20 protein-coding genes are annotated in these 25,115 nt (G+C 68.6%); 6 read left to right on the forward strand and 14 right to left on the reverse strand.

Features of this window, described 5'->3' with window-relative positions; translation table 11 throughout:
* The 8 genes from GTW40_RS14530 to ngcE all read right to left on the reverse strand — a co-directional run.
* Nucleotides 1–481 (reverse strand): 1-deoxy-D-xylulose-5-phosphate synthase N-terminal domain-containing protein (locus tag GTW40_RS14530; protein ID WP_343245699.1); only part of this gene is annotated, 481 nt, incomplete at its 3' end.
* 168 nt (nucleotides 482–649) lie between these two features.
* Nucleotides 650–1,942, reverse strand: a complete 1,293-nt coding sequence (locus GTW40_RS14535; RefSeq protein ID WP_161180593.1) for a sugar ABC transporter permease — start codon at nucleotides 1,940–1,942, stop codon at nucleotides 650–652.
* Nucleotides 1,939–2,730: an ATP-binding cassette domain-containing protein gene (locus GTW40_RS14540; RefSeq protein WP_161180594.1), complete on the reverse strand. Its 792-nt coding sequence runs from the start codon at nucleotides 2,728–2,730 to the stop codon at nucleotides 1,939–1,941. The genes GTW40_RS14535 and GTW40_RS14540 overlap by 4 nt, the downstream gene beginning before the upstream one ends.
* A 183-nt stretch (nucleotides 2,731–2,913) precedes the next feature.
* On the reverse strand, nucleotides 2,914–4,017 hold the full coding sequence (locus tag GTW40_RS14545; RefSeq protein WP_161180640.1) for a substrate-binding domain-containing protein: 1,104 nt from the start codon (nucleotides 4,015–4,017) through the stop codon (nucleotides 2,914–2,916).
* Nucleotides 4,018–4,150: 133 nt separating this feature from the next.
* Nucleotides 4,151–5,362 carry an ROK family transcriptional regulator gene (locus GTW40_RS14550; RefSeq protein ID WP_161180595.1) on the reverse strand — a complete coding sequence of 404 codons (1,212 nt, stop codon included), beginning with the start codon at nucleotides 5,360–5,362 and terminating at the stop codon, nucleotides 4,151–4,153.
* Between the two features lie 197 nt (nucleotides 5,363–5,559).
* Complete coding sequence (locus tag GTW40_RS14555) at nucleotides 5,560–6,486, reverse strand: carbohydrate ABC transporter permease (protein WP_161180596.1); 927 nt, start codon at nucleotides 6,484–6,486, stop codon at nucleotides 5,560–5,562.
* A gap of 5 nt (nucleotides 6,487–6,491) precedes the next feature.
* Nucleotides 6,492–7,418 carry a sugar ABC transporter permease gene (locus GTW40_RS14560; protein ID WP_161180597.1) on the reverse strand — a complete coding sequence of 309 codons (927 nt, stop codon included), beginning with the start codon at nucleotides 7,416–7,418 and terminating at the stop codon, nucleotides 6,492–6,494.
* A gap of 53 nt (nucleotides 7,419–7,471) precedes the next feature.
* On the reverse strand, nucleotides 7,472–8,917 hold the full coding sequence (gene ngcE, locus GTW40_RS14565) for an N-acetylglucosamine/diacetylchitobiose ABC transporter substrate-binding protein (protein ID WP_161180598.1): 1,446 nt from the start codon (nucleotides 8,915–8,917) through the stop codon (nucleotides 7,472–7,474).
* Between the two features lie 331 nt (nucleotides 8,918–9,248).
* On the opposite strand from ngcE, the gene GTW40_RS14570 reads away from it, so the two are divergent.
* The gene (locus GTW40_RS14570; protein ID WP_202485887.1) at nucleotides 9,249–13,052 is read left to right on the forward strand and encodes a GH92 family glycosyl hydrolase; all 3,804 of its coding nucleotides are present in this window, start codon (nucleotides 9,249–9,251) and stop codon (nucleotides 13,050–13,052) included.
* 63 nt (nucleotides 13,053–13,115) lie between these two features.
* Here GTW40_RS14570 and GTW40_RS14575 read toward each other — a convergent pair whose 3' ends face one another.
* The 3 genes from GTW40_RS14575 to acnA all read right to left on the reverse strand — a co-directional run bounded on the left by GTW40_RS14575 (nucleotide 13,116) and on the right by acnA (nucleotide 20,031).
* Nucleotides 13,116–16,385 (reverse strand): GH92 family glycosyl hydrolase, encoded by a 3,270-nt coding sequence (locus GTW40_RS14575; protein WP_161180600.1) that lies wholly within the window; start codon nucleotides 16,383–16,385, stop codon nucleotides 13,116–13,118.
* A gap of 348 nt (nucleotides 16,386–16,733) precedes the next feature.
* The gene (locus GTW40_RS14580; protein WP_161180601.1) at nucleotides 16,734–17,162 is read right to left on the reverse strand and encodes a DUF6234 family protein; all 429 of its coding nucleotides are present in this window, start codon (nucleotides 17,160–17,162) and stop codon (nucleotides 16,734–16,736) included.
* A 151-nt stretch (nucleotides 17,163–17,313) separates the two neighbouring features.
* Nucleotides 17,314–20,031: an aconitate hydratase AcnA gene (gene acnA / locus GTW40_RS14585; RefSeq protein WP_161180602.1), complete on the reverse strand. Its 2,718-nt coding sequence runs from the start codon at nucleotides 20,029–20,031 to the stop codon at nucleotides 17,314–17,316.
* Nucleotides 20,032–20,369: 338 nt separating this feature from the next.
* Between acnA and GTW40_RS14590 the strand changes: the two genes are divergently transcribed.
* Both GTW40_RS14590 and GTW40_RS14595 read left to right on the forward strand, forming a co-directional pair.
* Nucleotides 20,370–20,594 (forward strand): hypothetical protein, encoded by a 225-nt coding sequence (locus GTW40_RS14590; RefSeq protein WP_237525515.1) that lies wholly within the window; start codon nucleotides 20,370–20,372, stop codon nucleotides 20,592–20,594.
* A gap of 97 nt (nucleotides 20,595–20,691) precedes the next feature.
* Nucleotides 20,692–21,054, forward strand: coding sequence for a hypothetical protein (locus GTW40_RS14595; RefSeq protein ID WP_343245700.1), 363 nt, complete (start codon nucleotides 20,692–20,694; stop codon nucleotides 21,052–21,054).
* 34 nt (nucleotides 21,055–21,088) lie between these two features.
* On the opposite strand, the gene GTW40_RS14600 is transcribed toward GTW40_RS14595, so the two are convergent.
* On the reverse strand, nucleotides 21,089–21,643 hold the full coding sequence (locus tag GTW40_RS14600; protein WP_161180603.1) for an SUKH-4 family immunity protein: 555 nt from the start codon (nucleotides 21,641–21,643) through the stop codon (nucleotides 21,089–21,091).
* Between the two features lie 158 nt (nucleotides 21,644–21,801).
* On the opposite strand from GTW40_RS14600, the gene GTW40_RS14605 reads away from it, so the two are divergent.
* The 3 genes from GTW40_RS14605 to GTW40_RS14615 all read left to right on the forward strand — a co-directional run bounded on the left by GTW40_RS14605 (nucleotide 21,802) and on the right by GTW40_RS14615 (nucleotide 23,574).
* Complete coding sequence (locus GTW40_RS14605; RefSeq protein WP_161180604.1) at nucleotides 21,802–22,239, forward strand: DUF5959 family protein; 438 nt, start codon at nucleotides 21,802–21,804, stop codon at nucleotides 22,237–22,239.
* Nucleotides 22,240–22,258: 19 nt separating this feature from the next.
* Nucleotides 22,259–22,903, forward strand: coding sequence for a hypothetical protein (locus GTW40_RS14610; protein WP_161180605.1), 645 nt, complete (start codon nucleotides 22,259–22,261; stop codon nucleotides 22,901–22,903).
* A gap of 77 nt (nucleotides 22,904–22,980) precedes the next feature.
* The gene (locus tag GTW40_RS14615) at nucleotides 22,981–23,574 is read left to right on the forward strand and encodes a DinB family protein (protein ID WP_161180606.1); all 594 of its coding nucleotides are present in this window, start codon (nucleotides 22,981–22,983) and stop codon (nucleotides 23,572–23,574) included.
* A gap of 114 nt (nucleotides 23,575–23,688) precedes the next feature.
* Here the strand turns inward: GTW40_RS14615 and GTW40_RS14620 are convergent, their stop codons facing one another.
* Both GTW40_RS14620 and GTW40_RS14625 read right to left on the reverse strand, forming a co-directional pair.
* Complete coding sequence (locus GTW40_RS14620; protein WP_161180607.1) at nucleotides 23,689–24,471, reverse strand: hypothetical protein; 783 nt, start codon at nucleotides 24,469–24,471, stop codon at nucleotides 23,689–23,691.
* A gap of 17 nt (nucleotides 24,472–24,488) precedes the next feature.
* Entirely contained in the window at nucleotides 24,489–25,115 is a 627-nt protein-coding gene (locus tag GTW40_RS14625; protein WP_161180608.1) for a hypothetical protein, read from the reverse strand.

Below are 25,115 nucleotides of genomic sequence, written 5' to 3' on the forward strand. Positions count from 1 at the left end.
CGGCGATGTTGTTCAGCGCCTCCCAGGCCATGCCGCCGGTCAGCGCGCCGTCACCGATGACGGCGACGACGTGGCTGTCGCGCTGCTTCAGCTCGTTGGCCTTGGCGATGCCGTCGGCCCAGCCGAGCACCGTGGAGGCGTGGCTGTTCTCGATGACGTCGTGCTCGGACTCGCTCTGCGCGGGGTAGCCGGACAGGCCGCCCTTCATCTTCAGGCGGGAGAAGTCCTGGCGGCCCGTGAGCAGCTTGTGCACGTAGGACTGGTGGCCGGTGTCCCACAGGACCTTGTCCTTGGGCGAGTGGAACACCCGGTGCATGGCGATGGTCAGCTCGACCACACCGAGGTTGGGGCCGAGGTGGCCGCCGGTCTTGGAGACGGCCTCGACGAGGAAGGTCCGGATCTCCTCCGCCAGCTGGTTCAGCTCCTCCAGAGTGAGCCGGTCCAGATCGCGCGGTCCCGTGATGCGGGTCAGCAGCGGCACCCGTGCCTCCTTGCAGATAAGAGCTGATCGAGCTGTTGCCGGGCTTGATGAGTCTAATGTTCCGCTCCGGCCGCCGGTGTCCGGGCGTGCCCATGGTTGTTTCACCAGGCCGGAGACGCCGAAGAGGCCCGGCGCTCCATTGCGCCGGGCCTCTGAGCCTGACCGCGCTTACGCGCGGCCGGCCGACTTCTGGGTCTTGCGGGTGACGGCGTCGATGACGACGGTCGCCAGCAGGACTCCACCGGTGATCATGTACTGCACCGGCGAGGGGATGCCCTGGAGGGCCAGGCCGTACTGGATCGAGATGATGACCAGCACGCCCAGGAGCGCGTTCCAGGTGCGGCCGCGGCCGCCGAAGAGGGACGTACCACCGATGACGGCCGCCGCGATGGCGTTCATCAGGAGGTCACCGCCACCGGCGCCCTGGTTGGCGGACGCGATCTTGGAGGCGATGAACAGACCGCCCAGCGCCGCGAAGGTGCCGGAGATGGCGAACACCGAGATGCGGACCATGTCGACGTTGATACCGGCGCGGCGGGAGGCCTCGACGCTGCCGCCGAGCGCGAACACCTTGCGGCCGTAGGCCGTGCGGCGCAGCACGAAGTCGGTGACGAAGAGGACCGCGACGAAGATCACGACAGCCAGGGGCAGGCCCTTGTACTGGTTGAAGACGATCGCGACGGCGAAGGCGAGGACGCCGAGCAGCACCGTGCGCAGGATCGTCTCGCTCAGCGGCTTCGACGGCACACCGGCGGCCTCGCGGCGCTTGTTGGCGAAGAAGGAGTTGAGGAAGAAGAGCACGGTCACCGCGGCGGCCAGACCGTAGGCGGCGGCCACGTCGGAGAAGTAGTAGCTCGTCAGGTTGGCCACGAGGCCGTCGCTGTTGAGGTTGATCGTGCCGTTGTCGCCCAGGATCTTGAGCATGAGGCCGTTCCAGAACAGCAGACCCGCCAGGGTGACCGCGAAGGCGGGCACACCGATCTTGGCGAAGAAGAAGCCCTGGATGGCACCGGCGACGGTGCCCGTGAGGATCGCCAGCACGAAGGCCAGCACCTCGTTCATGCCGTTCGTGATGTTCAGCACCGCGAAGGTCGCGCCCGCGACACCGGAGAGGGAGCCGACCGAGAGGTCGATCTCGCCGAGCAGCAGGACGAACACGATACCGACGGCGATCATGCCCGTGCCGACCATGGCGACGGAGATGTCGGAGAGGTTGCCCGCGGTGAGGAAGTTGGAGTTCAGGCTCTGGAAGATGATCCAGATGACGATGAGTCCGATGACGACGGGCATCGAGCCCAGGTCGCCGGCCTTCATCTTGCGCTTGAACTCGCCGACGTAGCCCGCGAGTCCCTGCTCACGCACCAGCAGCCGGGGGTCCACGGCGACACCGGCGCCGGGAGCGGCCTCCGGGTTCGCCACGGCCGCGTCCCCGGAGGACGTGGAGGTCTTGTCGATGCTCACTTCTTGATCTCCCCATTGGTGCGCGCCGCACGACGGGTGACGGCATTGTCCGAGGCGCCGGTGATGGCGGAGATGATCTCTTCCTGAGAGGTCGACTTGACCTCGAAGACGCCGTTGTTGCGGCCCAGGCGCAGAACGGCCACCTTGTCGGCGACCGCCTTGACGTCGGCCATGTTGTGGCTGATGAGGATCACGGCGTGGCCGCGCTCCCGCAGCCGCTCGACGAGGTCGAGGACCTGGGCGGTCTGCTCGACGCCGAGCGCGGCGGTGGGCTCGTCGAGGATCACCAGCTTGGGCTCGCCGAGCATGGAGCGGGCGATGGCCACGACCTGCCGCTGACCGCCGGAGAGCGAGGCGATCGGGATACGGACGCTGGGGATGCGGATCGAGAGCTGGTCCAGCAGCTCACGCGAGCGCCGCTCCATCTCGACCTCGTCCAGGATGCCGCCGCGGCGGAGCTCCCGGCCCAGGTAGAGGTTGCCGACGACATCGATGTTGTCGCACAGCGCGAGGTCCTGGTACACCGTGGCGATGCCCAGGTTCTGGGCGTCGTGCGGCTTGTTGACCTGGACGGTTTTGCCGTCCCATTCGATGACACCCTCATCGATGGGGTGCACACCGGCGATCGTCTTCACCAGCGTGGACTTTCCGGCACCGTTGTCGCCCACCAGGGCGACCACCTCACCGGCGTGGACCTCCAGCGTGACATCGGTGAGCGCCTGGACGGCACCGAATCGCTTGGAGACTCCGCGCAACGCCAGCACGGGCGTAGCGGACACGTGAACCAACTCCTTCGCCGCCTGACCCGGCGGGAGGTTGTGCAGAAGTTTGGGGGAATTCCTTCCGGCGCCCCGCGACGAGCTTGCGGGGCTGTGTGATGCGCGGGGCACCGGAGGAGCCTGGTGCGGCCTGCGGCCCGGCCGGGGGCGGTACTCGCGGTGGAGTCCGGCCCCCGTGCGGGGCGGCGGCGCTTACTTCAGGCCGGCCTTGTCGCAGGCGGCCTTGTACTGGGCCGTGCAGATGTCGGCCAGGGTGTAGACGCCGTCCTTGACGACGGTGTCCTTGATGTTGTCCTTCGTCAGCGAGGTGACGGCGACGAGGACCGAGGGGACACCCTTCGTGGTGGGGCTGTCGACCTTGTCCTTGGCGACGGAGTCCAGCGACTTGCCCTGGGCGAGGGAGACGGCCATCTCGGCGGCGGCGGCGGCCTCCGGGGCGTACGGCTTGTAGACGCTCATGTACTGCTCACCGGCGACGATGCGCTGCACACCCGCGAGCTCCGCGTCCTGGCCGGTGACCGGGATGTTGGAGAGACCGGCCTGCTTGAGGGCGGTGATGATACCGCCGGCCATGCCGTCGTTGGCGGAGTAGACGCCGATGATGTTCTTCTTGCCCAGCGCGGAGATGGCGCCCTCCATGTTGGAGTTGGCGTTCTCCGGCTTCCACTCCTTGGTGTCGTACTCCTTGCCGACGTTGACCTTGCCGTCGAGCACCTGGTGGGCACCCGCCTTGAACTGGCCGGCGTTCGGGTCGGTGGAGGAGCCGTTCATCATGACGATCTTGCCGGACTTGGCCTTGGAGCCGAGCGCCTTGAGCAGCGCCTCGCCCTGGGTCTTGCCGACGGTCACGTTGTCGAACGACGTGTAGGCGTCGATCGGGCCCTGCGCCAGGCGGTCGTAGGCCACCACGGGGATGCCCGCGTCGTGGGCCTTCTGGACCGAGTTCTTGATGGCCGCGGCGTCCACCGCGTCGACGACCAGGACGTCCACCTTGTTGGTGATCATGGTGTCGACCTGCTGGCTCTGCAGCGTCGCGTCCTGCTTGGCGTTGGCGTAGACGACCTTGCCCTTGCCGTTCGTCAGCTCCGAGACCTTCTTCTCGATCAGCGGACGGTCGAACTTCTCGTAGCGCGCGGTCTGGTTCTCCGGGAGGAGCAGACCGACCGTGATCGCGTCGCCCTTCTTCTTGCTGTCCGCGGACTTGGCGGCGCCGCCGGTGGACTCCTTGGCGCTGCCACAAGCGGCGAGCGAGACGGCCATGGCACCAGCAGCAACGGCGAAGGCCGCACGACGCATACGCGTGTTCACTTCAGAAACCTCCCTGACGAGGCCGCGTCGTTGCGGCCGAGGTGGCTGGAAGTCAACTCGGCCACGCGTTCGGCGTCAAGAAGTAAATTCTTAACGAGATGGCAACGGTGCCAATCGTTGTTTAAGTGAACGCAGGCGCGACGACAGGCAGGGCGGCTGTCGCAGAACCGTCCAGAAGGGTCGAATCGCCCATTTCGCTGAGCGCGAGGGCGAGGGCGCCGAGCACCTCGGCCCGACCCCCAAGTGCCCCTGGAAGAATAGACAGTTGACGGCTCGCACTGGGAATCGCATAGCGTCCCACGGCCTCCCGGATGGGCCCGAGGACCAGTTCGCCTGCCTCGGCCAGATCGCCGCCCAGGACGACCCGGCTGGGGTTCAGCAGGTTGCAGAGATTGGCCACACCGCTGCCCACATGACGGCCCACATCGGCGATCACACGACGGCAGCCGGGGTCTCCGTCCCGCGCGAGGCGTACGACGCCCTCCATGGTGAGCGCGCTGCCGTGGCTCGGCTGGAGCAGCGGCAGGACGTACCGCGCGGCGGTGAAGGTCTCCAGGCAGCCGCGGTTGCCGCAGCGGCACACCGGGCCCGACTCGTCGATCGTGATGTGCCCGATCTCGCCCGCCGTGCCGCCCGGTCCCCGGTAGATCTTGCCGTCGATCACCAGACCGGCCCCGACCCCGCTGGCGACCTTGATGTAGGCCAGGTCGCGCACGCCCTTGCCGCTGCCCCAGACCAGTTCGCCGAGAGCCCCGAGGTTGGCGTCGTTGTCCACGTGGACCGGGACGCCGAGGCGTTCGCGCAGCTCGTCGGCGGGTTTGGTGCCGCCCCAGCCCGGCAGGATCGAGGTCGAGCCGAGCGTGCCCGACTCCACGTCGATCGGCCCCGGTACGCCGAGGCCCACCCCGGCAATCTTGGACCGGTCCACCCCGGTCGCCGCGATCAGCCGGTCGACCAGCTCCTCGGCCCGGTCGAAGCCCTGCGCGGAGGAGGCGTCCACGTCCAGCGGCTCGGACTCCTCGGCGAGCACCTGGTGCGCGAGGTTGCCGATCGCGACGCGCAGGTGCGTGTGCCCGAAGTCGATGCCGATCACTATCCCCGCGTCCCCGCTCAGCGACACGCTGCGGGCCCGCCGGCCACCGGCCGACGTGGGCGTGACCTCCACGGTCCCGTGATCCTTCAGCTCCCGCACGATGTTGGAGACCGTCGCGGCGGACAGACCGGTCGTGCGGGCGATCTCGGCCTGCGTGAGCGACCCGGCGAGTCGCACCGCCCGCACGACTCTTTCCAGGTTGGCTCGGTGCAGCGACGACTGCGACCCCGGAGTCTCCATCGACCCATTCACTCCCGCCATCGGCCGGGCGGCCCCATCGCCGCCCGTGGCCCAGGTCACATCTGCGGAACCGGGCCACTTACAAGTTATGAACTCCAAGCTGTGCCGTAGGGGTTCCCGCAGTCAAGTCCTTGACGGAAATCGTCGTCAGAAGCTACGACTTCGGGTGAGTGATCGACTCCACACCGTGTGTGATCCTACTTGAGCGCTCCCGCCGTCAGCCCGGAGACGACCTGCCGCTGGAAGACGATGTACGCGGCGAGGACCGGCAGCATCGCCATGACCAGCCCGGCGAACAGTCCGGACCAGTCGCCCTTGTAGCCCTGGCTGACCGCGAGCTGCACGAGCCCCTGGGTGAGCACCTTCTTGTCCGGGTCGGTGTTCAGGACCGTCGGGAGCATGTACTGGTTCCACTGACCGAGGAAGTTGAAGATCGCGACGCTGATCAGACCGGGCTTGGCCATCGGCAGCATGATCTGGAAGAAGGTCCGGCTGTGCGAGGCGCCGTCGACGAAGGCCGCCTCCGCGACCGAGGTCGGCAGCGTGCGGAAGAACGCCGTCAGGAAGAACACCGTGAACGGCAGCGAGTAGGCGATGTAGACCAGGATCAGCCCGTGGATCGTGTTCAGCAGGCCCATGTTGTTCACGACGTAGAACAGCGGGACCAGCGCGAGCATCACGGGGAAGCTCATGCCACCGACGAACAGGTAGTAGACGAACCTGTTCCCGGGGAAGTCGAAGCGGGCCAGGACATAGGCCGCCATCGAGCCCAGGATCATCGTGCCGATGAGCGAACCACCCACCACCAGAAGGGTGTTGAAGAAGTAGTCGCTCATGTTGGCCTCGGTCCAGGCCCGCGACCAGTTGTCGAAGTGCAGCCGGTCCGGCAGCGACCAGGGCGAGGTGAGGATCGAGTTGTCGTCCTTGAACGAGGTCATCACCGCCCACACCAGCGGCAGCACCACCAGGATCGCCCAGATGACCAGCACGCCGTGGGAGAAGACGTTGAGGACCGCGCCCTCGGTCTCCTTGCGGCGTCCGGGCCGCGCCCCGGACACGTCCAACTTGGCGATCCGCGGGCCGCGTTCGGCCGGCAGCGGGGCGGGGGGCTCGGTCGTCTTCATGGGTTTCAGTACTCCAGCCGCTCGCGGCGGCCCAGCCGCATCACGATCGCGGCGAACGCGAGGGTGACGACGAGGAGGGCGACGCCGATGGTGGTGGCGTAGGCGGCCTGACCGTCCCGGAACGCCTTCTGGTACACGTACAGGACCAGCACCGTGGTCGAGTAGTCGGGGCCGCCGGGGCCGGTCGTCATGATCTGGACGACCGCGAACGACTCGGCGCCGAGCGCGAGGATGCCCATGTAGACCCAGCCGGACTGCACGGTGTCCCACAGCAGCGGCAGGGTGACGCGGAAGAACGTGGCGAAGCGGCTGGCGCCGTCCAGGAGCGCCGCCTCGTACAGCTCGATGGGGATCGAGGCCATGCCCGCCGAGAAGAGCACCACGAAGAAGCCGGTCGTGGACCACACGAGCACCGCCATCACGCACCACAGCGCGAGGGACGGATCGCCCAGCCACAGCGGCTGGAGACTGCCCAGTCCGATGTCCCGCAGGAATGAATTGATCATCCCGGTGTCGGGGTTGTAGGCGAAGGTGAACAGCAGGGCCACGATGGCGATCGACAGCACCTGCGGAAAGAAATAGACGATCTTGTAGAACCCCGATCCCCGGACCCCGGAGATCGCCGGTCCTCCTCTGCGGCGCCGCCCGCCCACATTGATCATGAAGGCGAAGAACAGCGCCATGCCGAGCGTCACCAGCGGCAGCACCAGCGCGAACAGCAGACTGTGCCACAACGACTTCCAGAAGATGTCGTCGTGCAGCAGCCGCTGATAGTTGTCGAAACCGACCGTCGTGAATTCCGGGCTCAGTCCGGTCCAGTCCGTGAACGTGTAGTAGATGGACTGGATGAACGGCCAGACGACGAAGAGCGCGTAGAGCCCGAGCGGTAGCGCCAGAAACCCCACGATGAAGCGGTACTTGCCGTGCTGCATTGCTGCCGACCCCGTTCTCCGGTCAGATGCCGCCGCTGGTGAGAGAAGCCGCGCTACTGGTGCTTGTAATGCTTGATCGACGTGTCCTTGGCGGCCTCGTCGGCATAGCCCTGGATGCGCTTGATCGCCTCGGCGGGGGTGATCCGGCCGGCCATCATCTCGCCGAGGCCGCCGACGCCGATCTTCTCCTTCTCCAACTGGACGTACCAGTCCTGGAGTCGGGGGTTCACCACGTTCTGGCCGGCCTTCTGCAGCGCGGCGACACCGGACTTGAGGCCCGGGGTGAGCGAGATGCCGTCGGTGCCGCCGTTGTAGGCGGTCAGCGACTTCACCTTGGTGGTGAAGTTCTTCGACGACGCCTCGCTGAGCATGATGCGCAGCTGCTCCATGCCGCCCGTGGTGTTCGCGGCCTTGGCCGGGACGATGAACGGCTCGCCGCCGGAGGCCCAGATGGTGCCGAACGGCATCTTGTCGGAGCTGTCGATGCCGGTGGGCGCCGCGACCGCGAGGTCGAAGTCGGCGGGGATGACGTTCGCCGACTCGTTCTCCACCCAGGAGCCGTTGGGGATGAAGAGCGCCTCGCCCTTGGCCCACGCGGTCTGCGACTGGATGTGGTCGAGACCGGGGGTGCCGCGCAGGACGTACCCCTTCTTGTACAGCTCGTAGTAGGCCTCGAAACACGCCTTGACGGCCGGGTGCTTCCAGGCGTTCGGCTCCAGGTTGTCGATGGCGTTCAGGACCTCGACGCCGCCGACCTTGCCGATCATCGGGTAGAGCGAGAAGGGGATGTAGTACGGGTACTTGCCCGCGTAGGTCCAGCCCGCCATGCCCTTCTTCTTGGCCTTGGCGCAGACCTTGAGCATCTCGTCCCAGGTCTCGGGGTACTTCTCGTCGAGCGAGTCCAGCGCCTTCTGCGAGTACCAGACGCCGTACACCGTGTAGGCGTAGTACATGATCCAGACCGGGTCGCCGTCGAACTGGCCCATCTCCACGATGCCGGGCCGCAGGGTGTCGCGGACCTTCTTCGACGGGTCGTCGTACGACGGCGCGTCAAGGAGCGGGGTGAGGTCGGCGAGCTGCTTCTTGCCGACCAGGCCGCCCATGTCCATCTGCTCGGCGCCGGAGTTGTCGATGAGGTCCGGCGGGGTGCCGCCGTTGAAGCGGGGCTGGAGCGTGGACTGGATCTTCTGGGTGGCGGAGAACTTCACCTTGGCGCCGGGGAAGTCCTTCTCGTAGATCTTCACCGCGTCCTCGGCGTACTCCTTGCCGAAACCGCCGTCGAAGAGGACGAATTCCATCCCCGCGGTCTTGTTGACACCGAGCGGGTTCTTCGCGGTCTTCTCACCCGCCTTCGCCTTGCCCTGCCCGTCGCCGCCACTGCTCGCGCAGGCCGACAGCAGTCCCATTCCCGGGGCCGCGATCAGGCCGATCGCCGCCGAACGCTTGATCAGATCGCGCCGGCCGACGCCCTCTCCACCGTGGTGCGGAAGTGATCCCATGCTCAAGTCCTCGCCACTCAGGCGGTGAACCGGATCTCTCCCGGCCGCCGCGTCGGGTAGTGCTGGTTCGTGCAGGAAACGCCGATAGGTATAGTCCACTTCCCGCCAACTGGGCAAGATCGAGCACAACGCGACCTCGGGACTTTTCCGAGTTGAGACCTGCCGGAAATATCGGTGCGGCGCGTCCGGACCCCTGCGGTGAATATGCGCGACACCCCCCTGAATGCCACATTCAACACCCTTGACATCGCGGGTCACTTGACCACCTACTGGTTCTTGCGCAGCAAGTTGACAACGTTGTCCGAAGTGAGCGCAGGAGGGGAATCCGTACATGCAGCGGAGAACTCGGCACAGATGGACTCCGGCGGTCGTCCTCACGGCCGCCTTTGTCATGGCCGTGGGGGCGCAAGGGGCGGCGATCGCCCTGCCCGCCCAACCGAAGGCCACGGAATCGGAGTTCGCCTCTTCGTTCGAGGCAGGTGATCCGGCGCCCGACTGGCTCAGTACCGTGGACACCGGGCCGGACGGCGCGAAACGCTCCTCGGGCGTGGACGGCGGCTTCAGCAACGGCATCCCGGGCAATGTCACCGACCACGTCACCGACCTGCGTGCCAACGGCGAGAACACGGGCGCGGGCGAGGTCAAGGAGAACCTGACCGACGTCGACCCGAGCACCAAGTGGCTGACCTTCCAGCCCACCGGCTGGGTCGAGTTCGACCTCGACAAGCCGGTCAAGCTCGTGACCTACGCGCTCACCTCGGCCAACGACCACGCCGAGCGCGACCCCAAGGACTGGAAGCTGCTCGGCTCCGCCGACGGCAAGGACTGGACGCAGGTCGACTCGCGCACCGGCGAGTCCTTCCCCGAGCGCTTCCAGACCAGGACCTACGACCTCGCGGCCCCGGCGGAGTACCAGCACTTCCGCCTGGAGGTGACGCGGAACAACGGCGCCACCGACGCCCTCCAGCTCGCCGACGTGCAGTTCTCCACCGGCGGCAGTGAAGGGCCGGTCCCGCACGACATGCTCTCGCTGATCGACCGCGGCCCCAACGGCTCCCCCACGGCCAAGGCGGGCGCGGGCTTCACCGGCAAGCGCGCGCTGCGCTACGCCGGCCGGCACACCGGCGAGGGCCGCGCCTACTCGTACAACAAGGTCTTCGACGTCGATGTGAAGGTCGGACGCGACACTCAGCTGTCGTACCGGATCTTCCCGTCGATGGCCGACGGCGACCGGGACTACGACGCCACCAACGTCTCCGTGGACCTGGCCTTCACCGACGGCACCTATCTGAGCGGCCTCGGCGCGAGCGACCAGCACGGCTTCCCGCTGACCCCGCGCGGCCAGGGCGACGCCAAGGTGCTCTACGTCAACCAGTGGAACAACGTGGCCTCGCGGATCGGCTCGGTCGCGGCGGGCAAGACCGTCGACCGGATCCTGCTGGCCTACGACTCCCCCAAGGGCCCGGCCAAGTTCCGGGGCTGGCTCGACGACGTGGCGCTCGCCAAGGCGGCCCCCGAGCGGCCCAAGGCACACCTCTCGGACTACGCGCTGACCACGCGCGGCACCAACTCCAGCGGCAGCTTCTCGCGCGGCAACAACTTCCCCGCGACCGCGCTCCCGCACGGGTTCAACTTCTGGACCCCGGTGACCAACGCGTCCTCGCTCAGCTGGCTCTACGAGTACGCGCGGGCCAACAACGACGACAACCTGCCCACCATCCAGGCGTTCAGCGCGAGCCACGAGCCGAGCCCGTGGATGGGCGACCGGCAGACCTTCCAGCTGATGCCGTCGGCCGCGAAGGGCACCCCGGACACCGGCCGTGACGCACGGGAGCTGGCCTTCCGGCACGAGAACGAGACCGCGCGGCCGTACTACTACGGCGTGACGTTCGAGAACGGCCTCAAGGCCGAGATGACGCCGACCGACCACGCGGCCGCGCTCCGCTTCACCTACCCGGGCGACGACGCGAGCGTGCTCTTCGACAACGTCACCGAGCAGGCCGGGCTCACCCTGGACAAGGAACACGGGATCGTCACCGGCTACTCCGACGTGAAGTCGGGGCTGTCGACCGGCGCCACGCGGCTGTTCGTGTACGGCACCTTCGACAAGCCCGTGACGGACGGGTCCTCCAGCGGGGTCAAGGGCTATCTGCGGTTCAATGCGGGCTCCGACCACACCGTGACCCTGCGCCTGGCCACCTCGCTGATCAGCGTGGACCAGGCGAAGGACAACCTGCGCCAGGAGATCCCGGACGGCACCTCCTTCAACACCGTGAAGGCACGCGCCCAGCACACCTGGGACAAGCTCTTCGGCAAGGTCGAGGTGGAGGGCGCGACCCCGGACCAGCTGACCACGCTGTACTCCAGCATGTACCGGCTGTACCTGTACCCCAACTCCGGCTTCGAGAAGGTGGGTTCGAAGTACCAGTACGCCTCGCCGTTCTCCCCGATGCCGAACCCGGACACCCCGACGCACACCGGCGCCAAGATCGTGGACGGCAAGGTGTACGTCAACAACGGCTTCTGGGACACCTATCGGACGACCTGGCCCGCCTACTCGCTCCTGACGCCCAGTCAGGCCGGTGAGATGGTCGACGGGTTCGTGCAGCAGTACAAGGACGGCGGCTGGACCTCCCGCTGGTCCTCCCCCGGCTACGCCGACCTGATGACCGGCACCTCCTCGGACGTGGCCTTCGCCGACGCCTACGTCAAGGGCGTGAACTTCGACGCGAAGGCGGCGTACGACGCGGCCGTGAAGAACGCGACCGTGGTGCCGCCGAGTTCGGGCGTCGGCCGCAAGGGCATGGCCACCTCGCCCTTCCTCGGCTACACCAGCACCGACACCGGCGAGGGCTTCTCCTGGGCCATGGAGGGCTACGTCAACGACTACGGCATCGCCAAGATGGGCGAGGCCCTCTACAAGAAGACCGGCGAGAAGCGGTACCACGAGGAGTCCCAGTACTTCCTCAACCGGGCCCGCGACTACGTGAATCTCTTCGACGACAAGGCCGGTTTCTTCCAGGGCCGCACCAACAAGGGCGCCTGGCGCGTGGACTCCGCCAAGTACGACGCGCGCGTGTGGGGTTACGACTACACGGAGACCAACGGCTGGGGCTACGCCTTCACCGCCCCGCAGGACAGCCGGGGCCTGGCCAACCTCTACGGCGGCCGCAAGGCCCTCGGCGACAAGCTGGACACCTACTTCGCCACCCCGGAGACGGCCTCCCCGGAGTTCGTCGGCTCCTACGGCGGTGTCATCCACGAGATGACCGAGGCGCGGGACGTCCGGATGGGCATGTACGGCCACTCCAACCAGGTCGCCCACCACGTGATCTACATGTACGACGCGGCCGGCGAGCCCTGGAAGGCGCAGGCGAACGTGCGCCAGGCGCTGTCCCGGCTGTACACGGGCAGCGAGATCGGGCAGGGCTACCACGGCGACGAGGACAACGGCGAGCAGTCGGCCTGGTTCCTCTTCTCCTCGCTCGGCTTCTATCCACTGGTCATGGGCAGCGGTGAGTACTCCATCGGCTCCCCGCTGTTCAAGAAGGTCACCGTCCACCTGGAGAACGGGCACGACCTGGTGGTCAAGGCCCCGCGCAACAGCGCCCGCAATGTCTACATCCAGGGCGTGCGCTTCAACGGCCGCGCCTGGAACTCCACTTCGCTCCCCCACTCGCTGCTGTCCAAGGGCGGGGTGCTGGAGTTCTCGATGGGCGACCGGCCCTCGTCGTGGGGCACCGGCAAGGACGCGGCGCCGGTCTCCATCACCCAGGACGACAAGGTGCCGACCCCGCGCGCGGACCTGCTGAAGGGTGACGGCGCCCTGTTCGACAACACCTCGGCGACGAGCGCGACGGTCACGTCGGTGGACCTTCCGGTGAGCGCGGCCGCCAAGGGCGTTCAGTACACGCTGACCTCACCGGCGGACCACACCAAGGCACCGACCGGCTGGACGCTCCAGGGCTCCACGGACGGCACCACCTGGACGACGCTGGACAAGCGGTCGGGCCAGTCGTTCGCCTGGGACCGGCAGACGCGGGCGTTCAGTGTCGCGGCGCCGGGGTCGTACACGAGGTACCGGCTGGTGCTGGACGGCGAATCCACGCTGGCGGAGGTGGAGTTGCTGGGCTGACGCACCGGGCATGACGAAGGGGCGGGTCCTCGCGGGCCCGCCCCTTCTGGTGTGCGGGGCAGATCAGTCGGTGGCGATGGTGAACACGTGCAGATCGGCGTTGCCGGGGAGCTTCACGCTCTTCACCGTCTTGCCCTCCGGCGCCGTGAACGGCTTGGTGGCGAAGACGTAGGTGGCGACAGGGTCCTTGTCGGCGCCCGCGACATTGCGGTACGCGGTCTTGGCGACGACCTCGTTGCCGTACTGGACGGTGCCGCCTCCGCCGCCGACGGTCCAGTCGGTGAAGGAGAGGTCGGCCGTGCCGGTGCTGCCGTCGGTGTAGGTGACGGTGGCCTTGGCCTGCTGGTTGCCGTTGACGGCGCTGCCGACGAAGGCGAACCGGGTGGTGTTCTCCTTCAGTTGGACGGTCTGTCCGGCGCCGGTGGCGTTGTCCGGGCGCCCGGCGGGCGAGGCGGGCCAGGTGAAGGCGAGGCCGTTGGTGGTGTACTGCTCGCCCGCGGTGAGTCCGGCCGCCGTGAGGGCCTGGCGGGAGTAGGACCAGCCGCCGCCGTCGTAGTCGGCCTCGTCGTGGTCGCCCTCGTCGTCGGAGACGCCGGTGTTGTCGTAGGCGGCGAGCAGGGTGCCGGGGGCGGCGACCGTGAGGGCCACGGGCTGCTCGTAGGAGGTGTCGCCGGAGGTCACGGTGACCTTGGCGGTGTAGAAGCCCTGCTCGGCGTCCGTGGCGGCGGTCAGGGTGATCTCCTGGGAGCCGCCGGTGACCGTGCCCTCGGCGGGTGTGGCCGTGACCCCGGCCGGGGTCTCGACCCGGTAGCGCACCTCGGGCCCGGAGCCGCCACTCAGAGACAGCGCGCGGATGCCGATCTTCGCGCTGTCGCCGGGCGCCAGCGTGGCCGTGGTGGGGCCGACGCCGATCTGGTACGGCTGCTCGCCCTGCCGGAAGGACGGCGGCGGATTGTGCGCGCCCCAGGCGCGGTTGGCGGTGGTGCCGAGGGTGTAGTCGAGCCGTCCGCCGTCCCGGACGAAGGAGGCGGGCAGCCAAGGACGGTCACTGGAGCGGCCGTTGACCTTCAGGGACTGGACGTACGGCGCGTCGGCCGCCGCTCCCGTGGCGCGCACGGAGATGTCGTTGCCGTGCGGGCGGGCGATCTCGATCCGCTCGAACAGCGGGGAGGCGAGGACGAGTTCGGCCCGCGAGGGGACCTGGGGGTACATGCCCATCGCGGAGAAGACGTACCAGGCCGACATCGCGCCGAGGTCGTCGTTGCCGGGGATTCCGCCGGGCGTGGGCGCCCAGAGCTGCCGCATCGCGGCGCGGACGGTCTCCTGCGCCTTGTACGGGGCGCCCGCGTAGTCGTAGAGGTACGGCACGTTGATCGAGGGCTCGTTGTCCAGCTCGGACTTGGCGCCGCCGTTGCCGGTGAGGGCCCACTTGCCGTCGGCGGTGTGGAAGAAGTCGTCGAGACGGGCAAGTGCCTTGTCGGTGCCGCCGAGCGCGGCGAACAGCCCGGCCGGGTTGTGCTGGACCATCCAGGTGTACTGGGCCGCGCTGCCTTCCACGAAGCCGTTGCCGGTGTCCGGGGTGAAGCCGGTGACCCAGCTGCCGTCGGCCTTGCGGTTGGCGATGTAGCCGCCGGTGGAGTCGGCGGCGATGTTGAAGTTGTTCTGCCACCACTGGGCGCGGTCGGCGAAGGTCTTCGCGGTGCTCTTCTCCCCTGCCGCCGTAGCGAGTTGGGAGAGGGAGAAGTCGGCGGTCGACATCTCCAGGGTCTCGGCGGCGCCGCCCCAGGCGTTGGAGACGCTGGGCATGTAGTGCAGCTTCAGGTACTTGTCGAGCGAGGGGCGCTGGCCGACCGAGAGGACGGGCTTGCCGGAGGCGGACAGGTCCTGCTCGGTGGGCACGGTGGCCGCCTTCACGAGCGACTTCAGCGCACCCTTGAGGTCGAAGTCGGTGCCGCCGAAGGCGTGGATGCCGGCCAGGGCGCTGGGCGCGGGGTCGCCGTTCATGACGTGGGTGCCGCCCGCGCCGTGCAGCCAGCGGTCCCAGACCCCGCCGTTCTGCTTGCTGAGTTCGTAGAGCGACTGGGCGACGTCGGAGCCGGTGCGCGGGTCGAGCAGGGTGAGCAGCTGGACCTGGTCGCGGTAGACGTCCCAGCCGGAGAAGGTCCCGTACTGGGCGCGGTGGCCGCGTGCGGTGCGGTGGACCTTGCCGTCGCTGCCCCGGTAGCGGCCGTCGGCGTCGCTGATGACGTTGGGGTGCAGCAGGGCGTGGTAGAGCGCGGTGTAGAAGGTGGTGCGCTCGTCGTCGGTGCCGCCGCCGACGCGGATGGCGCCGAGTCGCTCGCGCCAGGCCGCGCGGGCCGCGTTCCGTACGGCGTCGAAGGAGCGGTGACTGCCGTTCTCCGCACGGAGGTTGGCCTCGGCGGCGTCCTCGCTGACGTAGGAGATGCCGACCTTGACGTTCACCGGGCCGTCGCCGGGCGCGAACTCGACGTACCCTCCGGCGCCCTTGCCCGCGACGGGGCGGCCGCCGTGGGAGAAGCCACCGGTGCCGCCGGAGGCGCTGGTGGAGCCGGGGGTGAGTGTGTCGTCCTGCCAGGTGCCGGTGGCCTTGAAGGCGCGGTCGAAGTGGGCGGTGAAGTAGAGGGTGTAGTAGGAGCGTTGGCCCTCGGGGTCGAGGTAGCCGCAGAAGTTCCCGGAGGTGACGGAGCCGGAGATGGTCCGGCTGTCGGGGTCGATGCCGACCGTCGAATCCGCCGACCCCACCTCGGAGTTGGCGGTGCGCACGAGCAGGGAGGCTGGTTTGTCGGCCGGGTAGGTGAACCGGGCCGCACCCGTGCGGGCGGTGGCGGTGAGGTCGGCGGTGACGCCGGAGGCGAGGCCGAGCTGGTAGTGGCCGGGCTCGGCGGTCTCGTCGGTGTGCGTGAAGTCCGAGGCGTAGACGGCGTCCTTGGTGTCGCTCGCCGGGGAGGAGGTGACCTCGCCCGCGTACGGGAAGAACGGGATGTCGCCGCTGCCGCCCGCGCAGCCGGTGCCGGACATGTGGGTCAGGCTGAAGCCTCTGACCCGGGTGGCGTCGTAGTGGTAACCGCCGGGCGCGGCGGTGCGGGTGGCGTCGCCTCTGGTGTTCTCCGGGCTCCAGGAGAACATGCCGAAGGGCACGACGGCACCGGGGAAGGTGTCGCCGCCGTTGCTGGTGCCGATCAGCGGATCGACGTACGACGTCGGGTCGTTGACGAGAGCCGGTGGTGCGTGGGTCGCCGCGAGGGCGGGGGTGGCACCGCCGCCGACCGCGAGCGCGGCGGCGAGCAGCAGGGACATCGGACGGAATCGCATGACGCGGCCCTTCCTCCTTGCGGACGGGTCGCGCCCCACGGGTCGCACAAGCCGCAGGGACAGTAACGTGCGCCACCCGCCCCACGGAAGAGCGCCCGCACCGGTCGGCCGGGTTCCCTCAACTGGGTTGACATCGTTGTCCGTTGGGACGGTAAAGTCAGGTACGGAACCACTAGACAACGTTGTCGCCGCCCCACCCCCGGCGAGGCTCCCGCCTCTCCCCACAAGCCGCCGCACCCTCGCAAGGCCAGCACCATCCGGACGGGCACCACCCCCTCGCCCACCCGGCTCGCGGACCCGGTGGACCGTTCTCCACCGGGTCCGCCCAGAGCGATGCCCGAGCGGGGGTCACTCACAGGTGCCGCTGCCGCTGTAGCAGGGCCCGTAGCGCACGGTCGGGGTCGGCGCCGGAGCCGGATGGGCCCGGTCCCAGTCGCGCTGGGCGTGGGTGAGCAGCGCCCCCACCGCGACCGCCGCGAGCACCTGCGACGCGACGGTCCAGCGCGCCCGGCAGAGCAGCGCGAGTCCGGCACAGACGGTCACGGCGACGGCCGTGTACCGCAGCCAGGCGATCTCCGCGAGCGCGATGGCGTCGATCTCCCATTGCTCCCCCTGCGCGCCCCAGAACTGCATGCCGTACTCGAGGACGACCCCCGCGACCACCCCCGCCTCCGCCACGAGGAGCAGCAGGGCGACGCCGAGGTCCCTGGGTGTGGGCGTCCTGCGGGACCAGGGCCACCTCGGCCGCGCCGGGAAGACGGGATGCGACTGTGTCATGCGCCCATCCTGCCGCTCCGATCGCGGGGGTCGCCTGAGTACGGCTACTCAGTCCGCGCGGCCATGCTCCGTACATGCGGCCATGCCCCGTACATGACGAAGGGCCGCACCCCCGAGAGGGTGCGGCCCTGCAACCGCGTTACCGGAAAGGCTACTTGCCGATCAGGTTGCGCAGCACGTACTGCATGATGCCGCCGTTGCGGTAGTAGTCGGCCTCACCCGGGGTGTCGATGCGGACGACCGCGTCGAACTCCACGCCCGTGTCGGTGGTGACCTTGACCGTGCGCGGGGTGGTGCCGTTGTTCAGCTCCTCGACGCCGGTGAAGGAGAAGGTCTCCTCGCCGGTCAGACCGAGGGAGGCCGCGGTGGCGCCCTCCGGGAACTGGAGCGGGAGCACGCCCATGCCGATGAGGTTCGAGCGGTGGATGCGCTCGTAGGACTCGGCGATGACGGCCTTGACGCCGAGGAGCGCGGTGCCCTTGGCGGCCCAGTCGCGGGACGAGCCGGAGCCGTACTCCTTGCCCGCGAGCACGACCAGCGGAATGCCCTGGTCGATGTAGTTGCGCGAGGCGTCGTAGATGAAGGAGACCGGCGCGCCCTCGACGGTGAAGTCGCGGGTGTAGCCGCCCTCGGTGCCCGGCGCGATCTGGTTGCGCAGGCGGATGTTGGCGAAGGTGCCGCGGATCATGACCTCGTGGTTGCCACGGCGCGAGCCGTAGGAGTTGAAGTCACGACGCTCCACACCGTGCTCGGTGAGGTACTTGCCCGCCGGGGTGTCGGCCTTGATGGCGCCGGCCGGGGAGATGTGGTCGGTGGTGACCGAGTCGCCCAGCTTGGCGAGCACGCGGGCACCGGTGATGTCGGTGACCGGGGCCGGCTGCATCTCCATGCCCTCGAAGTACGGGGGCTTGCGGACGTAGGTCGACTCCGCGTCCCACTCGAAGGTGTTGCCGGTCGGGATCGACAGGGCCTGCCACTGGGCGTCGCCCGCGAAGACGTCCTCGTAGGACTTGGCGAACATGTCCTCGCCGATGGCGTTCGCGACGACCTCGTTGACCTCGGCCTCGGAGGGCCAGATGTCCTTGAGGAAGACCGGGTTGCCGTCCTGGTCGATGCCCAGGGCGTCCTTGGTGATGTCCACCTTCATGGAGCCCGCGAGGGCGTACGCGACCACCAGCGGCGGGGAGGCCAGGTAGTTCATCTTGACGTCGGGGTTGATCCGGCCCTCGAAGTTGCGGTTGCCGGAGAGCACCGAGACGACGGCGAGGTCGTGGTCGTTGACGGCCTTGGAGACCTCCTCCGGCAGCGGGCCGGAGTTGCCGATGCAGGTGGTGCAGCCGTAGCCGACCAGGTTGAAGCCGACCTTGTCGAGGTACGGCGTCAGGCCCGCCTTCTCGAAGTAGTCGGTGACGACCTTCGAGCCCGGGGCGAGGGTGGTCTTGACCCACGGCTTGCGGGTCAGGCCCTTCTCCACGGCCTTCTTGGCGACGAGCGCCGCGGCGACCATGACGTACGGGTTGGAGGTGTTGGTGCAGGAGGTGATGGCCGCGACCGTCACCGCACCGTGGTCCAGCTCGTAGGTGGTGCCGTCGGGGGCGGTCACGGTGACCGGGTTCGACGGGGTGCCGTTGGGGGCGACGGCCGGGGAGTCGGAGGCCGGGAAGGACTCCTTGCCCGCCTCGTCCACGACGTCCACGTAGTTGAGGACGTCCGACTTGAACTGCTCGGCGGCGTTCGCCAGGACGATGCGGTCCTGCGGGCGCTTCGGGCCGGCGATGGAGGGAACGACCGTGGAGAGGTCCAGCTCCAGCTTCTCGGAGAAGTCGGGCTCGGCCTTCGGGTCCAGCCAGAGGCCCTGCTCCTTGGCGTACGCCTCGACGAGCGCGACCTGCTGGTCGCTGCGGCCGGTCAGGCGCAGGTAGTTCAGGGTCTCGTCGTCGATCGGGAAGATCGCGGCGGTGGAGCCGAACTCGGGCGACATGTTGCCGATGGTGGCGCGGTTGGCCAGGGAGGTGGCGGCCACACCCTCGCCGTAGAACTCGACGAACTTGCCGACGACACCGTGCTTGCGCAGCATCTCGGTGATGGTCAGCACCAGGTCGGTCGCGGTGGTGCCGGGCTGCAGCTCACCGGTGAGCTTGAAGCCGACGACGCGCGGGATCAGCATGGAGACCGGCTGGCCGAGCATGGCGGCCTCGGCCTCGATGCCGCCGACGCCCCAGCCGAGCACGCCGAGGCCGTTGACCATGGTGGTGTGCGAGTCGGTGCCGACCAGGGTGTCGGGGTACGCCTTGCCGTCACGGACCATGACGACGCGGGCCAGGTGCTCGATGTTCACCTGGTGGACGATGCCGGTGCCCGGCGGGACGACCTTGAAGTCGTCGAACGCGGTCTGGCCCCAGCGCAGGAACTGGTAGCGCTCCTTGTTGCGGCCGTACTCCAGGTCGACGTTCTGCTTGAACGCGTCGTTGGTGCCGAACTTGTCGGCGATGACGGAGTGGTCGATGACCATCTCGGCCGGGGAGAGCGGGTTGATCTTCGCCGGGTCACCGCCGAGCGCCGCGACGGCCTCACGCATGGTCGCGAGGTCCACGACACAGGGAACGCCGGTGAAGTCCTGCATGATCACGCGGGCCGGCGTGAACTGGATCTCCTGGCTGGGCTGAGCCTGCGAGTCCCAGCCGCCGAGGGCGCGGATGTGGTCGGCGGTGATGTTCGCGCCGTCCTCCGTGCGGAGCAGGTTCTCCAGCAGGACCTTCAGGCTGTACGGCAGGCGGGCCGAGCCCTCGACCTTGTCCAGCCGGAAGATCTCGTACGACTCGTCGCCCACCTGCAGCGTGCTACGGGCGTCGAAGCTGTTCGCCGACACGACAGTCTCCTTCATTGATGTGCGCGTTCCACCGCATCCTGCCGCCACGCCGGTCCGGCCAATCCGCTAAGGTAAGGCTAAGTTAGGTAACCCTTACCGGTGCGGCTGCTGCGGTGCGCCTCGGCAGATATCTCGATGTCGAGATAACTCTAGTACATGGGGGCTGGATGGTCATGCCCGGGCTCGGGTGAGGTCTGGCGGTGAAGCCGGGCGAGCTCTCGCGGTGAAGCCGAGCGCGCCGCCCGGAACCGGACGCCCGGAGGGCGGCGGCAGTCGGCGAGAACAAGCCGCTCACTCCCCCTCCCACACAGCCCCTCCGGCGACATATCGTCCGGACCATGACCAGCGACGACCGGCAGCGACGCGACGGTTCCTCCAAGCGGGCCCGCCTGACCAGCGGCGACCACGGCGGCCCGAAGGACAAGAAGGGCAAGCGGCCGCGTGTCACGCAACCGGACCGGGCGCACAAGAAGGCCGCCGCCGGCCGGGCATGGAAGGAACTGTTCGACCGGCTCGGCGAAGTGAAGCGGCGCGAGCAGGACCGTCAACGCCGGCAGGCGTGAGACGCGGCAAGGCCCCGGGACCCCAGAGGGCGGTCGGCCGGGGTGAGGAAGCGAAATCTGTTGGCCCCCGGTGGAGCGCCACCAGTACGGTCGATCCGTGTGCACCTACGCCTTCGTCGACTACAAGCTCCACTACGCGTGCGTGTCGTGCCGGATCAGCTTCAAACGGCACCCCCACGACGCGGGACACACCTGCCCCCGCTGCGCCGCTCCCCTGCTCTGCGCGGGCCACGACTTCGCCGCACCTCGCCGCAGCGACCGCAAGGCCTGGTCGGTCGTCGCGGTCGTCCTGAACGCCGGCCTCCGCTACGAGGGCTTCGAACCCTGCGGCTGCGGCCGCGCCCCCAAGTTCCGCCCCCGCACCCGCGCCCAGCTACGCGCCCGCCGCGTCATCGCGGCCCGGACGGGGACGCCGCTCGCGGAGGTGCTCGGGAGGGCGGAGCCGTCGGAACTCGGCTGATCCCGACAGGACCTGGCCCTCTACCGGGCCGCGCTCAGTAGAGCCAGCGGTCCAGAAGCCCTGGCCAGAGAAACCCCTCGTAGCCGCCGAAGGACGCGGGGTCGATCTCCTTCAACTCCTCAGCCTGCCTCTCCAACTCGGCGAGAGCCTGCTCTTCCTCCTCTTCGGAGAGGTACTCCTCGGGGCCGTCCGGCTCACCGAGAAGCTCTGAGGCGGTGACGCGGGCGCCGTAACAGTGAAGGGCGTCGAGCCACACCCCGACACCCGAGTTGGCGAACCATGTCTCTCCGTCCGGCCCGACGAAGTAGACCACCCCCGTCTCCGGCTCGACACCGAACGAGGACTGCTCCGCCGCTCCATCGGGGTCCTCGGTGAGGAGGTAGAGCGGGCCACGGTCCGCGAGCAGGACCGGATTGGCCTCACTCTGCGTCACGACCCGCTCGATGAGACGTGGAGTCACCGGAATGCCGACTTCGATCAGCCGCGCTTTCATCAAGTCCGGGATCCGCCAGCCACCCACAACGTCCCGTTCGGCTCGCACGACATGACCAGGCCCGGCCCACTCGGCCAGCTGGTCGTACGTCACCATCGAATGATCCCCCACGGTCGGCTGCCGGCCCTGGCCCTACCGAGGGGGCCTCTCCTTCCGGCGGACGATCCCTTGCCGCGACGGCGCTTGGGCTCCGTCAAGGAAGCCATGAGGTCCTCGTGTACGCGCGGCCATCACATCGAAAGAGGTAGCGCCTGATGTCCGAGCCCAGGCTTTCCGAGCTGATCCATATGTCGGACGACGAGCAGGGCGTCGCCCTTCGCGTCATCGAGGGGATGCGCTTCTCGGAAGCGGGCGATTACGACGCCCTTCGCTCCGAGATTCTGGTGAGCAGCCAATTCATGAGCGGGCGCGTCGAGTTGTACATCAACGCCTACGACCTCGACAGCTGGAGCGAGGTTCTGGAGGCTCTCGCGGCCGGACAGTCGGCGACCTGGCTCGAGAGCGGACGGTCTCCTCGCCTTGTGCTCGCTCCTCCGGAGGCGACCGAAAGCGGGTGCCCGGAAGTAAGCGTCTACGACGTGACCGGATCGCAGATCCATGTCACCGTCCCCGTCGCGGTGGAGCCCGACTGGATCGAGCGCCACCGTCAGCTGCTCGGGGAGATCAGGGACCGGTTCCCGTTGCCCCACTGAGTGACAGGATCCCCCCCCCATGGGTCTGCACATGGTCGTCGGCGTCCTCGACAGCGCCGAGGACGAGTACGCCGAGACGGTCCGCGCCGACTTCGCCGCCATCGGGGAGTTGCTCAAGCGCGCGGGGGCGGGGCCGTGGGTAGAGCCCGGGCGGGTGGACGTCGAGGACGCGGAGTTCGAGACGTGGGGGTACTCGGGCCTGCACACGGTTCGCCGGATCGCCGTGCATCTCGCGGCGTACAACCGGCTGCCCGAGCCATTGCCGTCGGACGGGACCGAGCGGGCGAGTGATTATCCGTTGCTGAGGAAGGTGTACGAGGGGCTCCCCGGGGAGCGACCGGAGCCGTTCAAGCACCTGGTCCGTCACGCGGACCACGAGGGGTATTACGTCCCGGTCGACTTCGCCCGGGTCATCACCGGCGCACCGGGCGGACCGCTCGGCTCGTCGGTGCGGCTGCTGGCGGAGGCCCGTCGGATCGCCGCTGCCCTCGGGCTGCCCGAAGACCTCGATCCGGACTCCGAGGAGGTCTTCGAGGCGTCGGACGCCGAGGAATCGGTCGCGGAGGGGTGGCAGCGGTACGGCGTCGAGTCGTACGTCTGCCTCCAGCTCATCCGGGCCGCGAAGCTCTCCGTCGCCACGGGGGCGGCCATCGCCCTCGTCTGAGGCGGGGCCACGCCACGCACAGAAAGGGTGCCGGAAAACATCCGTACCGCGTGTGCCCACGGCGGCAGACTGCCCCCATGACCGCCTCAGACCCCAAGGCCGACCTCCGCTTCTACCTCCAGGCCGCCCGCGACGCCCTCCTCTGGAAGCTCGACGGCCTCACGGAGTACGACATCCGCCGCCCGTTCACGCCGACCGGCACCAACCTCCTGGGCCTGGTGAAGCACGCGGCCGGTGTGGAGCTGGGCTATCTCGGCGACACCTTCGGACGGCCGTCCGGCGAACCGCTGCCCTGGCTCGATGCCGACGCGGAGCCAAACGCGGACATGTGGGCCACCGCCGACGAGTCACGCGCGTCCATCGTGGACCTCTACCGCAGGGCGTGGGCGCACGCCGACGCCACGATCGACGCGCTGCCGCTGGACACGGTCGGCAGGGTCCCCTGGTGGCCGGACGGGAAGGACGAGGTGACGTTGCATCACGCCGTCATACGCGTGACGGCCGACACGCATCGCCACGCCGGGCACGCCGACATCCTCCGGGAACTCATCGACGGCGCCGTCGGGATGAACCAGGGCAACACCAGCATCCCGCCGGGCGGCGAGGAGTGGTGGGAGACGTATCGGGACCGGTTGGAGCGGGCGGCTCGGGAGGCCGGGCGGGACGCGTGACGCAGGGCGCGCGACCGGGCCAGCTCGCCGTCGCCCGTGCGCGGACCAGCGGTCGGGCCAAGGGACTACGGGTTCAGCCCCTTGGCCCGACCACCCAAGAACGTCCTCAGGACCTCAGGAACACTCCTCCGCAGGCGCATCCGCCTGCCGCAAACTCCGCTGTGTCTTCTGGCCGGGCGGAGTGCCGATCAGCCGGTCGGCCAGTTCGGCGGCGGTGTGTCCGGTGAACTCGTCACGCAGGCTGTAGTCCGGATCGCCCGGGTCGAGTGCGGTCGCGCGGGCGGCCTTCAGCTGGAGTGGCCGTCCCTGGAACTCGCCCTCGCCGAGCACCCCGTTGTCGTACGGGATGATCGACTCGGAGCCGAGCCCGCGCCACCGGCCGGGCAGCTCGCCGTCGCCCGGGACGCACCGGGGGGCCTCCCATTCGAGGGCCATGACGTAATGGTGGCCCGTCTCGATGCGCGGCTGGCCCTCCCCCGCCATCTCGGTACGGTTGTGGACGTCGCCGTCGGTGAACTGCCAGCCGTAGGCGGTCCAGTCGAACGACGCGGGTGCGGCCTGAGTGGCCCCGGAGCGCGTCCACAGGACCTTGTCGACGCGGAGGGTGACCCCCCGGAGGATGACGCCCTCGCCGCGGTCGACCTCCTCCTGGCTCGGCGGGATGTCCCGCTCGTCCACCGGCGTGACCTCGACGACGTGGTCGGCGTACGTGACCCAGTCGGTCGCCGTCTGGGAGGGGTGCCGGTCGGCGCCGTGCGCGACGACGACTCCGGTCTTCCGTGGCTCGTGCGCGGTGGCCCTGGTGGGCGTGTGCCCGACGGCGAGGCCGGTGACGACGAGCGCGGCCGCCGCGGCGGTTCCGGCCGCCAGGGTGGTGATGCGTGTGGATCGTCTCAACTCGATTCCCCCGTCGGTCAGTAGACGATGTTGATGTTGTTCTTGTTGTTCGAGCCGAGGGTCTGTCCGTAGTCGACGACCTTCTTCATGCAGCCCATGACGCTGTCCTGCATGCCGACGCGTGGATAGGCGAGGTCACCGTGCGTGAGGCCGACGGCGTGCCCGGTCTCGTGGCAGGACAGTCCGGGCGTGTAGTAGCCGGGCTGGATGCGGATGTACTGCTGGTCGCACTTGTAGTTGCCCGGACTGTCGTCGTTGCAGTACGTGAAGCCCTCGTCGTTGCCGGGCACTGCGGCCTCGCTGTAATAGATGTCCGTCTCGGCGCTTCCGGACCAGCTCGGCGAGGAGTCGTAGTGGATCGACAGATGGGTGGGCCCGTACTGCGAGGTCAGCATGTCCTGGACGATCGCCTTGTCGTCCGCTTCCAGCTTGTTCGAACCGCCGGAGTCCATGTAGTAGGTGAGGTAGTCGTTGTCGGTCTGGCAGATGGTTCCGTTGGTGCCGTCCAGACAGCCGACGTAGTAGTTGGCGGTGGGCACGATGTTGTCGACGGATTCCGCCGAACTCGGGGCGGCGGTGACGAGCACACCCACCGCGGCGAGGGCGAACGCCCATAGGACGTAGACCTTGTGACGTATCGACAC

Origin of the sequence: Streptomyces sp. SID4985 (assembly GCF_009863025.1) — a bacterium.
Classification (GTDB): domain Bacteria; phylum Actinomycetota; class Actinomycetes; order Streptomycetales; family Streptomycetaceae; genus Streptomyces.

Excerpts from the sequence above, each read along its gene's own strand:
- GTW40_RS14545 (WP_161180640.1), bottom strand. The coding sequence starts at position 4,017 with ATGCGTCGTGCGGCCTTCGCCGTTGCTGCTGGTGCCATGGCCGTCTCG.
- GTW40_RS14550 (WP_161180595.1), bottom strand. The coding sequence starts at position 5,362 with ATGGAGACTCCGGGGTCGCAGTCGTCGCTGCACCGAGCCAACCTGGAA.
- GTW40_RS14555 (WP_161180596.1), bottom strand. The coding sequence starts at position 6,486 with ATGAAGACGACCGAGCCCCCCGCCCCGCTGCCGGCCGAACGCGGCCCG.
- GTW40_RS14560 (WP_161180597.1), bottom strand. The coding sequence starts at position 7,418 with ATGCAGCACGGCAAGTACCGCTTCATCGTGGGGTTTCTGGCGCTACCG.
- ngcE (WP_161180598.1), bottom strand. The coding sequence starts at position 8,917 with ATGGGATCACTTCCGCACCACGGTGGAGAGGGCGTCGGCCGGCGCGAT.
- GTW40_RS14570 (WP_202485887.1), top strand. The coding sequence starts at position 9,249 with ATGCAGCGGAGAACTCGGCACAGATGGACTCCGGCGGTCGTCCTCACG.
- GTW40_RS14575 (WP_161180600.1), bottom strand. The coding sequence starts at position 16,385 with ATGCGATTCCGTCCGATGTCCCTGCTGCTCGCCGCCGCGCTCGCGGTC.
- GTW40_RS14580 (WP_161180601.1), bottom strand. The coding sequence starts at position 17,162 with ATGACACAGTCGCATCCCGTCTTCCCGGCGCGGCCGAGGTGGCCCTGG.
- GTW40_RS14590 (WP_237525515.1), top strand. The coding sequence starts at position 20,370 with ATGACCAGCGACGACCGGCAGCGACGCGACGGTTCCTCCAAGCGGGCC.
- GTW40_RS14600 (WP_161180603.1), bottom strand. The coding sequence starts at position 21,643 with ATGGTGACGTACGACCAGCTGGCCGAGTGGGCCGGGCCTGGTCATGTC.
- GTW40_RS14605 (WP_161180604.1), top strand. The coding sequence starts at position 21,802 with ATGTCCGAGCCCAGGCTTTCCGAGCTGATCCATATGTCGGACGACGAG.
- GTW40_RS14610 (WP_161180605.1), top strand. The coding sequence starts at position 22,259 with ATGGGTCTGCACATGGTCGTCGGCGTCCTCGACAGCGCCGAGGACGAG.
- GTW40_RS14615 (WP_161180606.1), top strand. The coding sequence starts at position 22,981 with ATGACCGCCTCAGACCCCAAGGCCGACCTCCGCTTCTACCTCCAGGCC.